Origin of the sequence: Mesorhizobium sp. B2-3-11, assembly GCF_006442215.1 — a bacterium.
GTDB classification, from domain to species: Bacteria; Pseudomonadota; Alphaproteobacteria; order Rhizobiales; family Rhizobiaceae; genus Mesorhizobium; species Mesorhizobium salmacidum.
In genome coordinates this window covers 581,047-594,390 of the sequence record NZ_VFVS01000001.1, presented here as the reverse complement: position 1 = coordinate 594,390, position 13,344 = coordinate 581,047, and the positions used below count along the sequence as shown (strand labels likewise).

General features: G+C 63.7%; 10 protein-coding genes. 6 read left to right on the top strand and 4 right to left on the bottom strand.

Annotated features, from left to right (window positions below):
* Positions 1 to 7: 7 nt before the first annotated feature.
* Together FJ960_RS03135 and FJ960_RS03130 are read right to left on the bottom strand one after the other, a co-directional pair.
* Positions 8 to 622 (bottom strand): 3'-5' exonuclease, encoded by a 615-nt coding sequence (locus tag FJ960_RS03135; protein ID WP_140711777.1) that lies wholly within the window; start codon positions 620 to 622, stop codon positions 8 to 10.
* Positions 623 to 745: 123 nt separating this feature from the next.
* Positions 746 to 6,910 carry a kinesin gene (locus FJ960_RS03130; protein WP_140711775.1) on the bottom strand — a complete coding sequence of 2,055 codons (6,165 nt, stop codon included), beginning with the start codon at positions 6,908 to 6,910 and terminating at the stop codon, positions 746 to 748.
* Positions 6,911 to 7,185: 275 nt separating this feature from the next.
* Here FJ960_RS03130 and FJ960_RS03125 point away from each other — a divergent pair, with 275 nt between their 5' ends.
* The 3 genes from FJ960_RS03125 (at position 7,186) to FJ960_RS03115 (ending at position 9,141) form a co-directional block, all read left to right on the top strand.
* On the top strand, positions 7,186 to 7,554 hold the full coding sequence (locus tag FJ960_RS03125) for an Hpt domain-containing protein (RefSeq protein ID WP_140503663.1): 369 nt from the start codon (positions 7,186 to 7,188) through the stop codon (positions 7,552 to 7,554).
* A gap of 145 nt (positions 7,555 to 7,699) precedes the next feature.
* Positions 7,700 to 8,020, top strand: a complete 321-nt coding sequence (locus FJ960_RS03120) for a 2Fe-2S iron-sulfur cluster-binding protein (RefSeq protein WP_027144910.1) — start codon at positions 7,700 to 7,702, stop codon at positions 8,018 to 8,020.
* Between the two features lie 89 nt (positions 8,021 to 8,109).
* Positions 8,110 to 9,141 carry an NAD(P)/FAD-dependent oxidoreductase gene (locus tag FJ960_RS03115; protein ID WP_140711773.1) on the top strand — a complete coding sequence of 344 codons (1,032 nt, stop codon included), beginning with the start codon at positions 8,110 to 8,112 and terminating at the stop codon, positions 9,139 to 9,141.
* On the opposite strand, the gene FJ960_RS03110 is transcribed toward FJ960_RS03115, so the two are convergent.
* Both FJ960_RS03110 and FJ960_RS03105 read right to left on the bottom strand, forming a co-directional pair.
* Entirely contained in the window at positions 9,142 to 10,623 is a 1,482-nt protein-coding gene (locus tag FJ960_RS03110) for an MDR family MFS transporter (protein WP_140711771.1), read from the bottom strand.
* A gap of 220 nt (positions 10,624 to 10,843) precedes the next feature.
* Positions 10,844 to 11,464 carry a DUF922 domain-containing protein gene (locus tag FJ960_RS03105; RefSeq protein WP_181165999.1) on the bottom strand — a complete coding sequence of 207 codons (621 nt, stop codon included), beginning with the start codon at positions 11,462 to 11,464 and terminating at the stop codon, positions 10,844 to 10,846.
* Between the two features lie 114 nt (positions 11,465 to 11,578).
* Between FJ960_RS03105 and folP the strand changes: the two genes are divergently transcribed.
* The 3 genes from folP to folK are packed head-to-tail and all read left to right on the top strand — an operon-like array spanning position 11,579 to position 13,286.
* A complete protein-coding gene (folP, locus tag FJ960_RS03100; RefSeq protein WP_140711767.1) occupies positions 11,579 to 12,427 on the top strand; it encodes a dihydropteroate synthase in 849 nt (282 codons plus the stop codon).
* Between the two features lie 3 nt (positions 12,428 to 12,430).
* A complete protein-coding gene (gene folB, locus FJ960_RS03095) occupies positions 12,431 to 12,790 on the top strand; it encodes a dihydroneopterin aldolase (protein ID WP_023773903.1) in 360 nt (119 codons plus the stop codon).
* Positions 12,774 to 13,286, top strand: coding sequence for a 2-amino-4-hydroxy-6-hydroxymethyldihydropteridine diphosphokinase (gene folK / locus FJ960_RS03090; protein WP_140711766.1), 513 nt, complete (start codon positions 12,774 to 12,776; stop codon positions 13,284 to 13,286). Before folB ends, folK begins: the two co-directional genes overlap by 17 nt.
* The last annotated feature ends 58 nt before the right edge of the window (positions 13,287 to 13,344 follow it).

Here is a 13,344-nt window from a genome sequence, read left to right as displayed (position 1 = left end):
TTTCGGGCTACAGACGTTCGAAGGCGTCCGGCCGCAGCTTTCCAGTCTTCATCAGGTGCTGCAGGGTGTAGGTCACGGACAGCGCGTCGTCCAGCGCGTCGTGCCCCTGCAATGGCGGGTGTTCGACGCCGTAGTAATCCGCAAGCTTGTTGCTCGGCGTCCTTGCCAAATCCTCGATCGGCATGCCGGCCGCGATCAGCAGCTTGACGGCGTTATCGAACCGGGTGGCCGGGATGGGCGGCTTGATACCCGCGACATAGCAACTGATGGCGATCATGTTCAGTTCGTCCTTGCCCCAGGACCAGAACCGAGCCCCATCTGAGAAACGATCGATGCCTGCAAGGGCATCTTCCAGCTCGACGCCCTCGGCTTCGATGATTTCTTCTGTGATGCCGGTCAGTCGGGTGAAGAACGGATCGAGCCCGTATCTCTCGCCAAATCGGTCGGTCGGCCTGATATAGGCGTTGTACGTGCCCAGCACGGCGAAGTCGCCTTCGAGGCCGAGCCTTGCCGCGCCGATCTGGGCGATGACCGGATCGGGGTCATGGGCCGCGCACCAGAATCTGCGTTGCGAGCCCTCAAGGCAGAGAAACTCGCAGTCGAAGATGATTGTCGTCTTCACAACTCAGGATCCGGTTCCGGAAAACGAGATAAAACCCGGATGCGTCTTCCGGATAGCGACGTCAGTCCCTTCAAGAAAAAAGGCGGGAGTCCCCCGCCTTTTTCGTTTTGGCTTGTCGACCGCCTAGTGCAGGCGGCCGCTGGCATGGGCCAGCATGGTGTAGACCTTGCCGGTGTCCGACGTGAGATAGGTCTGCGCCATGATGTTGTCGCGGTCATTGCGCGAGACATCCTTGAGCAGCTTCTCGAAATCGTCGCAATAGCGGTCGACGGCGGCGCGGAATTCGGCCTCCGCCTGGTATTTGCGGCGGATTTCGTCGAACGTCTGCTGCCCTTTCAGCGTGTAAAGCCTGCGCGTGAACACGTCACGCTCGCCACGCCGATAGCGGTTCCATAGCTCGATCGAGGCATCGTGGTCGATAGCCCGGGCGATATCGACGGACAGCGAGTTCAGCGATTCCACGACATGCAGCGGCGAACGCTGGGCAGGGGCCGGGCGCGGTGCTTCCGCAGGCGCCTGGGGGGCCGCCGGCCTGAGCTCGGCATCGTTCGACGCGGCGGTCAGCAGATCGCGCACCCAACCGCCTTGCGGCGCGCGGGCAGTGGCGTCGGCGGCACGCTGGCGCGGTGCCACCTCCGCCGGACGCTCCAGATCGAGCGTGCCACGCAGTCCCGCGCCACCCAGCGGTGCCTGTGGCGGGCGCAGATCCGCCTGCGGCTGTGCCGGGGCACGACCGGGCGGCTCGGCGGCGCGTGCCGCCGGTGCCTGCGGCGCCGGGCGCAAGGGACGCGGTTCCGAGGAGTCGCCACCACGACCGGATTTCGCAACGATATCCGAAAGCTCCTTCAAGGCGTTGATCTGCTCGGAAACGGCGCGGCGGATGGCCGAGGTCGATTCCTTGGCCTCTTCCGGCATCTCGATGACGCCTTTCTTGAGCTCGGCGCGGGTGAGGTCGAGTTCGCTCTTGATCGAGCCCGCCGTGCGCCGCATCTCCTCGGTCGCATCGGCGAAGCGCTTGGTTGCCGACTCGACGACATCGGTGATGGCGTTGCGGATCTTGTCGGCCGATTCCAGCGTCTTGCCTTCGGCGTTCTGCAGCGTCTGGCCCACGAGGTTTTCGAAAGAACGCATGACCCTTTCGAGATCTTCCGACTTCTTGACCAGGCCGACGGCGAGATCCTCAAGCGACGACTGTCTTTCCAACGTGTGTTCGAGGTTGCTCTGGGCCGAGCTCAGGAGGTCGGAAGCGCCGGCGAGCAGACGGCTGTGTTCGTCGAACTTGGTGGCGATCGAGGCGACTTCGCGCAAGGTCGACGACGACAGTTCCGTCAGCCTTGTCGTGTTCGAATCGACCAGACGCGCCGAGCTGGCAAAGGTCTGTGCCGCCTTTTCGGTGGTCGCAGCGAAGCTTTGCGTACTGCCGGTCAGACGTTGGTCGACCTCGCCGAGGTTGACCGCGGCCTGCTCGATCAGCTGACCGAGCTGCGAGCTGGATTTGGTCATGCGGCCGATGAGATCCGCGACGCTGTCGGATAGCGAAGAACGGGCGCCTTCGACCGCCGACAAGGTTTCGGCGGTACGGTTGGCGAGCGCGTTGACCAGGGTCGCATTCTCGCTACGCAGCTTCTCGGTCGCGCGTTCGGTGACTTCTTCCATGCTCTTTTGCAGTTCCGAGCCGCCCTGGGCGAAGCGCTCGACCAAAGGCCGCGCGGTTTCGTCGAGGATCTTCGACATCTCGGCGGACCGCGCCGCGAGCATGGTGTTGAGCTCGCGGGTGTTGGCACCGATCGTCTTGGCGGCGTCGTTGGTGCTCTGGCCGATATGCTGGCCGACCGCGGTGAAGGTTTCCGCGATCACGTTGGCACGCGATACGAGTTGCGCCTCGGCGGTCGATACCTGCTCGTTGAGCCTCTGGCCCATCGTCTCGGCAGTGTTGGCGAGCCGGTTTTCGACGCCGGCGATCTGCTCTTCGACACGGGCGGCGGCGGCCGCCGCGCTCGACGCGAGACGCTCGTCGGCGCCGGCAAGCGCCTGCTCGATTTCGCGGGCATGCACGGCCAGTTCCTGGCCGGTCTGGCGCGCGCGATCGGCAACCCTCTGTTCGGTGCTTGCGAAGGCGCCGACAATGGTCTGCGCATGCTCGCCGATCGTCGAGGTGCTGTCGGCGATGCGCGAAACCAGGCGCTGGTCGGCGTCGTCGAAGATGCGGGCGATTTCGGACGCCCGGCTGGACAGCGCGCCCGAACCCTCTGCGATGCGCGAGACCAAATGCTGGTCGGCTGCATCGAAGATGCGGCCGAGGTCCGACGCGCGGGCGGCGAGCGCCTCGGCGGATTCGCCGATGCGCATGCCGAGCCGCTGGTCGGCGCTTTCGAAGTTGCGCAGGATGTCGCCGGCGCGGGCGGCCAGCGACTGCGCAGTTTCCACGGCCCGGGCGACGAGCTTCTGGTCGGCCGCGTCGAACGTGCCGGCAATCTCGCTTGCGCGGGCGGCCAGCTGATCGGCGGTCTCCTGGGCACGGGCGGCGAGCTTCTGGTCCGCCATGTCGAAGGTCCCTGCGATCTCGCCAGCGCGAGCGGCGAGCTGATCGGCGGTTTCATGGGCGCGGGCCAGCAGCGAGCTGGAGGTGTCGTCGGCGCGGGCGAGCAAGGCGCTCGACGTATCTTCTGCACGGGCGTGGAGGCGCCGATCGGCCTCCTCGAAGGTGCGGGCGATGTCTTCGGCCCGTGCCAGCAGGGCGGCGGACGTCTGTTCGGCGCGCTCGGCGATCTTGCGATCGGCGTCACTGAAGGCGGCACCGGCCTGCTCGTGCAGCGTGCTGGTGACTTCCAGGACCTTTTCGCGCAAGGCGCCGGCGACGAAGACCGCGCTCTTCTCGAGTACGTTGCGGACGTTATCGACACCAGTCGACAGCGCGCGCTCCATGGTGCCGGCGCGTTCCTCGATGATGCCGGTCTGGCGGCTGAACGCCTGCTCGATCTTGTCGACATCGGCAGCAATCGCGGCGGAAATGTCCGTGCTCCTGGCCGCGATCTGGTCGATGTGGCCGGACAGCGAGCGATCGACGTCCTTGCGGGTCTCGGCGAGCTTGCCAAGATCGTCTTCCAGCGCGCGGCTGAGCATATTGCGGCCTTCGGACAACTTGCCGACATGTCCAGCGATGATGTCGTCGATATCGCCGCGGCTTTCGGCCAGCCTCTGCAGGTCGGCTTCGAGAGCGCGCTTGAGAATGTCGCGGCCCTCGGCGAGCTTCTCGACCTGGCCGGCGACCAGACCATCGATGCTGGATCGGCTCTCGGCCAGCTTGGCAAGATCGTCCTCCAGCGCCTTCGATAAGGTCGAACGCTCCTCGACAAGCCGTTCCGCGTGATTGTTGACGTGCCCGCTAACGGTCAGCAGGTCGGCCTCAAGCGCCTTCGAGAGTGTCGAACGCTCCTGGACAAGCCGGTCCGAATGGCTGTTGACAAGGCTGTTGACGGTTTCGAGATCAGCCTCCAGCGCACGGGCGAACTGGGAGCGATCGTCGACCAGTTTCTGGGACTGGTCGGCAACGGTGTTTCTGACCGCGTTGAGATCGGCCTCCAATGCGCGGCGCAGGATGTCGCGACCTTCGGCCAGCTTCTCGACCTGGCCGGCAACCAGCCCGTCGATGCTGGAGCGGCTTTCGGCCAGCTTGGCGAGATCGTCCTCCAGCGCTTTCGACAAGGTCGAGCGATCCTGAACCAGCCTGTTCATGTGATCGGCGATAACGCTGTTCACATTCTGCAGATCGGCTTCCAGAACGCGCGAGAGCTGTCCGCGATCCTCGGCCAGTTTATCCGACTGGCTCGATATGACGTTCTTGATCGTGTTGAGGTCGGATTCCAGCGCACGCTTGAGGATGTCGCGGCCCTCGGCCAGCTTCTCGACCTGGCCGGCGACCAGCCCGTCGATGCTGGAACGGCTTTCGGCCAGCTTGGCGAGGTCGGCTTCAAGCGTCTGCGACAGCAGGCTGCGGTCTTCTGCCAGACGCCCGGAATGGCTGTCGATCAGGCCGCGTATGCCCGACAGGTCGCTTTCGAGCGAACGGCCGAGCTGCGAGCGGTCTTCGGCCAGTTTTGCCGAATGCGCCTCGATGAGGTTCTTGATGCCGGCAATATCATTTTCCAGTGCCTTGGCGAGCACCGCGCGGCCCTCGGCGATCTTCTCGACCTGGCCGGCGACAAGGCCGTCTATGTCGGCGCGGCTGTCGGACAGTTTGCCGAGATCAGCTTCCAGGGCGCGCGAGAGGATGTTGCGGCCTTCAGCCAGCTTTCCGACATGTCCGGCGACCATTTCATCAATGATCGTGCGAGCTTGCACCAATTTACCAGAGTCTTCGTTGAGAGCCAGAGAGAGCCGGTTGCGGCCTTCTTCCAATCGTTCGAGATGACTGCCGAGCGACGCATCCATGGCGGCGCGCGATTCGTTGACCTTGCGCAGGTCTTCTTCGAGCGCACGCGCTATCAGGCCGCGGCCTTCGGCCAGCTTCTGCACCTGGTTGGTCACGGCGGCATCGATACCGGCGCGGCCCTCGGCGAATTTCTCCAGGTCCGCGTGCATGGCGGCCGCCATGCGCTCGCGGCTCTCGGAGAGCTTGCGGCTGTGGTTTTCGACGGCTTCCTCGATACCGACGCGCGCATCGGCAAGCCGCTGAATGTCGGCGTCGAAGGAGCGCGACACGACGTGGCGGGCTGCCTCCATGCGGCCGGCGAAATCGCTGGCGCGCGCTTCGAGCATGGATGAGGTCGAGGTGACGATGTCGGCCATGTCGGCGCCGATCTGGGTCTTGCCCTGATCGATCATGGCCGAAAGCGTGTCCTTGCTCTCGGCGAAGGTGTGGGCGATTTCACGCGCACGCTCGACCAGCGTCTCGTTGATCTGGCGGGCACGGGCCTCAAGCGCGGCATTGAGCTTCTGGGTGCCGGTATCCAGCGCTTCTGCGCGGGTCTGGAACTCGCTGATCAGCGCCTGGCCCCGTTCGGCCAAGGTGCGCTCGATGCCGTTGAGGCTGGCTTCGAACTCGGAATTGAGGGTGCGTGCGGCGCCGCCGAGCAGCGACACCATGCCGGTTGTGCGGTCGTCGAGCAGGTCGGTCAAGGAACGGGTCAAGCCGTCCGTGGTGTCCGTCAGCTTGGCGATACGGGTATCGAGCAGGCTGGCGAAAGCCTCGCCGGAGGTTGAAAGCCGGTCGGTGATGTTGTCGAGGCGGCCCTCCACGGAGTCGAAGATCGACATCGAGCTTTCGTTGATGCGGTCGATCAGCGTGTCGCCGGAATTGGTGATCGTCATCGACAGTTTGGTCGACGCATTGAGGATGCTGTCGCGGATGATGTCGCTTGCCGCGCCGATTTCATCGCGCAACGTCTCGTGCGCGCCGGAGATCGAGGCGCGGACGCGTTCGGCATGGGTGACCACCGCTTCGCGTTCGCTGCCCAGTCCGTCGACCAGCGACCTGATCCGGGTTTCGTTTTCCGAATAGGAGCGCTCGATCTGGTTGACCTCGCTGTGGACCAGCGTTTCCAGTTCGACGGCACGGGCAAGGGTGCGTTCGATGCCTTCGCCCATTGCGGCCACTTCGCGGCGGACGGCCTGGCCGATCATCATGACGCGATCCTGAGCCATGTTTTCCGGCTCGGTCAGGCGGAAGGCCACTTCCGTCATCGATTGCGCGGCGATGCGCATGTCCTGGGCGCGGCGAATCATCGCCGCGAAGGCCCAGAACAGGATGACGGGCACGATTGCCGCGACGGCGAGGCCGATCAGTTCGGGGCGGGCAAAGAACTGGTCCAGCGTGCGTATCCGCCAGATGCTCGGTCCAAAAAGCAGGTTGGCCAATCCGCCGGCGCCGGCGATCCAGGCGAGCGAGACAAAGGCGATGACCCAGTAGATGGTGTTGGAGGCGCGCCTGTTCAGGCTGTGCAGAAGGGTCTTGTAATCTTTCTGGCGATCATCGTTGGCTGGGGCGAAGCCGGCGGGCTGGCCACCATTGCGCGTCTCCACCGGGCGAAGTTCGGCCGGCTTGGGCATTGGCGCGGGCTTGGCGCCCTGAGCCTGATTGACGACGGGCGCCGCCGGCTGCTGATTGCGTCCCTCGCGTGCCAGCTCGTCGGCGGCCTGGGATATCTGCGCTTCCAGATCTTCCATCGAAGCCGCGATATCGAGGTCGCCGCTGTCGGCATCGCCGCTCAAGTCGAGATCGAGTGCTTTTTCGAGTTCCCTGGCTACGTCGCTGTCGAGATTTCTGGTCGTCGTTGGTTTCTTCGCCATGCCTTCGCTACCCTGTACTAGCTGCCGCGGGGGCTTATAATTCTGTTTGTCTTACCCCCGCGCAGGAGGCTGAAAATGGACCCTCGTATCGTAATGACACAGGGGGGTAAAGAAAACATGCATTCCGCGGGATACGTAAAACTTTAAATATAAGGTTAACGCAACCGTGATTTGGGTGCCGCTTTCGCAACATTTTTCCCGGTCATTCATTAACCCGTTGTCCACTGGAATCGCCTAGTTTTTCAGGGCGGCCGAAGAAAATGGAGTTCGAGTTCATGCGTGGCGAAAGCGGCATTGCCTTCTCAATGCCCGGGGGCGACGTATCGGGAACGAGGCAGTCCCGGCCGGTCGATTTGGCACACCTTGCCCGGCAAACGATGGGCGACCGCGCCCTCGAGCAAGAGGTGCTGGCGCTATTTGTACAGCAGGCACTATCGGTGCGCGACAAAATAGTCGATGCCGACATCAAGGACCGGCTTCTGCTGGCTCACGGCTTGAAAGGGTCGGCCCGCGGTGTGGGCGCCTTCGCCATCGCCGATTGCGCCACCGATATCGAGCACCGGCCGGAGGATGTCCAGACCCTCAAGCGGCTCGGCGGGCTGATCGACGAAGTGCGCGACTTCATCGCCGCCATCAGTCGCTGATTCCGGTTTGCGACAAAAACGTCACGGAGCGCCGCTTTCGCGCGGCAGTTGACTTGTTTGCCGGAGTGATTATCTCGGGCGAAATTCCCTTTCGTCTCGGGCGAAACTCCCCTTCGTCCCGGGCGAAACTCCCTTCAGGTGACAAATGACCAAACTGACCTTCATCGCCCATGACGGCACACATTTCGACGTGGATGCCGAAAACGGTTCGACGGTCATGGAAAACGCCATCCGCAACGCCGTGCCGGGCATCGAGGCGGAGTGCGGCGGCGCCTGCGCCTGTGCGACCTGCCATGTCTATGTCGACGAGGCATGGACGGCTGAAGTCGGCGAGCCTGAGGCGATGGAAGAAGACATGCTGGACTTCGCCTATGAGGTCCAGCCGAACTCGCGCCTGTCGTGCCAGATCAAGGTGCGCGACGCTCTCGACGGCCTGATCGTGCGGGTTCCCGAACGTCAGGGCTGAAATCCAACATCGGCGATTTTTCCCGCTGACGCTTGGCAGCGGGCCAACGGTCATGCAGTCTCGCCTGGACTTTCGCAGCGAGGCGCATCATGACCGGCATCATCAGCACAGACGTCCTCATTGTCGGGGCAGGGCCGGTCGGCCTGTTCGCGGTATTCGAGCTCGGCCTGTTGGACCTGAAGTGCCATCTGATCGACATTCTCGACAAGCCCGGCGGCCAATGCGCGGAACTCTATCCGGAAAAGCCGATCTACGACATTCCCGGCTGGCCCTCGATCTCGGCGCAAGGGCTCGTTGACAAGCTGCTCGAGCAGGTTGCGCCGTTCAAGCCCGACTTCACCTACAACCGCATGGTCTCCAGTCTCGAAAAGTTGGACGACGGCGGCTTTCGTGTGACCACTGACGAGAACGAGGTGTTCGAGGCCAAGGTGGTGGTGATTGCCGCCGGCGGCGGCTCATTCCAGCCGAAGCGCCCGCCAATTCCCGGCATCGAAGCTTTTGAGGGCACGAGCGTCTTCTATTCGGTCCGCCGGATGGAGGATTTTCGCGGCCATGACCTGGTCATCGTGGGCGGCGGCGATTCGGCGCTTGACTGGACGCTGAACCTGCAGCCGGTGGCAAAGAGCGTGACGCTCGTTCATCGGCGGCCAGAGTTTCGCGCGGCGCCCGACAGCGTCAACAAGATGTACGCCATGCAGGAGATGAAGCAGCTGGAATTCAGGGTCGGCCATGTGGCCGGACTTACCGGGGCCGAAGGCCAGCTGGCATCGGCCACGATCAAGGGCGGCCCGGATGGCGACATCGAGGTGACTTGTACCCGCATGCTGCCGTTCTTCGGACTGACCATGAAGCTCGGCCCGATCGCGGAATGGGGGCTCGATCTCCACGAGAACCTGATCCCGGTCGACACCGAGAAATTCCAGACATCGGTGCCCGGCATTTTCGCGGTGGGCGATATCAACTCGTATCCGGGCAAGCTGAAGCTGATCCTGTCGGGTTTCCACGAGGTGGCGCTGATGGCGCAGGCCGCCAAGCGCGTCATCAGCCCTGGCGAACGCATCGTATTCCAGTACACGACTTCGTCGACCAGCCTGCAGAAGAAGCTCGGCGTCTCGGGCTAATTATTCCGACAGGATCGGCGCCGGATCGTCGACGTGGCCTCGAAGTTCTTTCTCGGGCATCAGGGTCAGCGCGATGAGGCCCAGTCCCAGAGTGCCGGCCGCGACGAGGAAGATCATCGCGAAGGGTTCGGCCGATACGACATGTCCGGCCACCTCAACGCCTTCACCGGCCAGCGGCAATCCGAAGCCCAGAGCGACGGCGCCGAGCATCGCGACCCCCAATGCACTGCCCAGCGAACGCAGAAAGGTAAGCACCCCAGTCGCTACGCCGAGATGCATTCGGTCGACGGCGTTCTGCACGGATACGGTGGTTACCGGAAACGTCGTACCGGTTCCCAGCCCGATACAGATGGTCAGGACTTCGACGACAAGCAGCGATGAATGGCCGGCGACAAAGGCCAGCAGGCCCATGCAAAGGATGGCGAAGATGACGCCGACCATGGCGATGCGCTTGTAGTGGGTGAAGCGCGGTATCAGGCGGCCGCTGGACGCGGCGCCGCCCACGGTTCCAAGCAGTAGGCCAAGCATTGCAATGCCCGACTCGCTCGCCGTCAGGCCAAGTATCGATTGCAGATAGACAGGCAGATAGACGGCAAGGCCGACGCTGGCGGCCTGGAGCAGGAACATCGACAGAGTGCCGGCCAGGACGATCGGGTTGCTTAATACCTCAAGCGAAATGAGCGGTTCGCCCGCCCGCGTCAGCCGCAGGGCAAAGGCGCCCCAGAAAAGCGCGGAGCACGCCAGGACTCCAATGACTTCCGGCGATAACCAGGGATAGGCGCTGCCGCCCCAGTTCAGCGCCAGCAGCAACAGCGCCGTGGCGACGATGAGCAGCAATGCGCCGAGACCATCGATGCTGTGATTCTTGGCCGCGATCGGCAGCTTCTTGAGCGGCTTGTTGATGATCGCCATCGCAACAAAGCCCAGCGGGATGTTGATCCAGAAGATGAGGGACCAGTGCAGATGTTCAGCAAAAGTGCCGCCCAGCAGCGGCCCGGCGACGCTGGCAACGGCCCAGGTGCCGGAGAACCACGCCGCATAGCGCGCGCGCTCGCGCGGCGGGACAAGGTCTCCGACCACGGTCTGCGTCAGCGCGAAGAGGCCGCCGCCACCAGCCCCCTGGATCGCGCGCCCCAGGATAAGGACGAACATGTTGGGGGCCAGTGCGCTGACCAGCGATCCGGCGAGAAAGATGAGGATTGCCGCATAGACGGTCGGCCGCCGTCCATGGACGTCGGAAATCTTGCCGTAGAGCGGTGCCACGGCGGTTGCGGTCAAGAGGTAACCGGTGACGATCCATGGCAGGTATTCGGCATGGCCGAGCGAGCGCCCGATGGTCGGCATGGCGGGCGCGACGATGGTCTGGTCGAGGGCTGCCAGCAGCATCGACAGGAGGACGCCGCCGATGATGGCGTTCTTTTCGCTTTCGGTCAGCGGCGCGTTCGCCGCCGCGATGATCTGCTTGTCGACAGCCTGGTCCATAATTCTCGTCCATGCGCTTTGCGCTGCCGCATCGGGTCTGTCTGGTGCATCCGCGGTGCGATCGATCGTGATGCTCGTGCTTCCAGCTTGTGCGCGTAGCAACCCTGGATATGTCGTTCCGTATAGGCCTATTTCGACTAGTGCTCGAAAAAAATCGAAACTGGCACTACGCTTCCGCCCGGTTGGCTTGCATCCAGACCAACGGAAGCGGTGAGGAGATTCAGGTCGGCGGCGGCAATTGGCCACTTCCGATGCGTTCCATCCGGTAGCGCATCAGCCGCAGGATGCGGCTTTCGAAATTGGCGCCTTCGACAAGGTCAAACCGCAGCTGATCCTGATCGTGTCTGGCAAGCTCAACTGCCGTGATCTTGGCGGCCTTGGCCTTTGCCGCATCGCAATCCTTCTGCGGATAGCTTGCCTTCAACGCGTCTTCGAGTGCACGGCCGTGGTTCTTGGCGATCTCGACATGGCGGTCTTCATGGCGCTTGATGTCGGCCGACAATGTATCCCAGAACAGCCGCACGTCGGCATCGGCTTTGCGCGGCCGGCGCCATTCGGGGAGGATCACCTTGACCTTGACGGTCACGACCGCGTCGGCGATCCGGCAGGAGCCGGACTGGCTAGCGTAGCTGATGCGTGTCGTGAAGGCCATCTGGGTGGCGCCAGGGTGGCGCGATCCCGTGCTTTTGACCTGCGGCCCGTGTTTGGCGAGTTGCTGCTCGATATCCTCCAGCGTTCTGCCGCCGATGGCGAAATAGCTGTATGTCTTCACCAGATTGGCCGCATCCGCCGGAACGGCGGCGGTAAGCAGCAGTGCGCAGAGCAGGGATCGTGTCATCATGTTGCCTCTTCTGTCACCTTGCTTTACGGCCTTTGCCGGCGCAACGGAACTGATCCGATGCGGATCACACATCGTTGATGACCTCTTGGTTGATGAGCCCATGGTTGATGCGCAATGACGGCGGGGCGATGGCAGCTGGCGCATGGGCGCCATCTCGGGCTTGGCGGCAAGGCCGTGGTGGTCGGCATCCTCAATGTCACGCCCGACAGCTTCTCCGATGGCGGCCTGTTTGATGCTCCCGAAACCGCGCTGGTCCAGGCGCGCCGCATGATCGGGGAAGGCGCCGCAATCATCGATGTCGGCGGAGAATCCACCCGGCCGGGCGCCGCCGCGATTTCGGCCACCGAGGAGCAGGCCCGTATCCTGCCGGTGATCGAGGCGCTGGCGCGTGCGGGCGACGTGCTGATCTCGGTGGACACCTATCGTGCGGAGACAGCGCGGCTCGCCGTGGCCGCCGGCGCGCACATCGTCAATGATGTCTGGGGTCTGCAGCGCGAGCCCGGCATTGCGCGAGTGGCGGCCGAAACCGGCGCCGGGCTCGTCATCATGCATACCGGCCGGGATCGCGAGAAGCTTCCCGACGTGATCGCGGACCAGCTGGCGTTCCTGGGGAAATCGCTGGAGATCGGGCGCGGGCAAGGTGTCGCCGACGACCAGATCGTGCTCGACCCCGGCTTTGGTTTCGCCAAGGAGACGGCTGAGGAAAACCTCGACCTGATGGCACGGTTTTCCGAGCTTGATGCACTCGGCTTCCCACTGATGGCCGGTACGTCGCGAAAGCGCTTCATCGGCACCGTCACCGGTCGCGATGCAGCCGACCGGGCAGCCGGGACGGCGGCGACCAGCGTCATTCTCCGGCTCAAGGGCGCGCATCTGTTTCGCGTCCATGATGTCGCAATCAACGTGGACGCGCTGGCCGTGGCGGATGCTATGCTGGCGCGGGAAACCGGATCGGAACGCTGAGCCATGTATGTCATCCGCATGAAGAATTGCGCCTTCTTTGCCCGGCACGGCGTGCTGGACGAGGAAGAAGCGCTCGGTCAGCGCTTCTATGTCGATGCCTCGCTCACCGTCGAGCCCGGACGCGCGCTCGTCGATGACGCCATCGGGGAAACCGTCAATTACGGCGTCGCCTTCACCGTCATTGAGGAAATCATCACTGGACACAGGCGTTTCCTGATCGAGGCCTTGGCCCTGGAAGTCGCAAAGGCTCTCACCGGGCGCTTTCCCCAGATCCGCAAAGCCGAGGTTACCGTTCGCAAGCCGAATGCTCCGGTGCCTGGCGTGCTCGATTACGTCGAGGTGACCGTTGTCTGGCCCGAGTAACACCGTCTATCTGAGCCTCGGCGGCAATCTCGGTGATCCGGCCAAGTCGATGGGGGCCGCGTTGCGCCTGCTCGACGCCGATACCGACACTGACGTGGCCGCCGTTTCTTCGCTCTACCGGACGCCGCCCTGGGGCAAGCTCGACCAGCCGGACTTCCTCAACGCGGCCGCCGAATTGTCGACACGGCTGTCGCCGCGGGCATTGCTCGACCTCTGCCTCGATGCCGAGCGAAAGCTCAAACGTGTGCGCGAGGAGAGGTGGGGGCCGCGCCTCATCGACATCGACATCCTGGTGTTCGGCGATCGCATCATCCATGAAACGGGCCTCGAAGTGCCGCATCCGCGCATGCTGGAGCGCGCCTTCGTGCTGGCGCCGCTGGCCGAGATCGCGCCGGACCTTACCGTAGACGGCAAACGCGTTGTCGATCGCCTGGGCGCGGTCAATGCGGCCGGCATCGAGCGGCTGCCGTCCGGCCGCGACTGGTGGCTGCGCTAGAGCAATTCCAGGAAAAGTGCGTAGCGGTTTTCCATCCGGAATTGCGTGAAAACAAAGA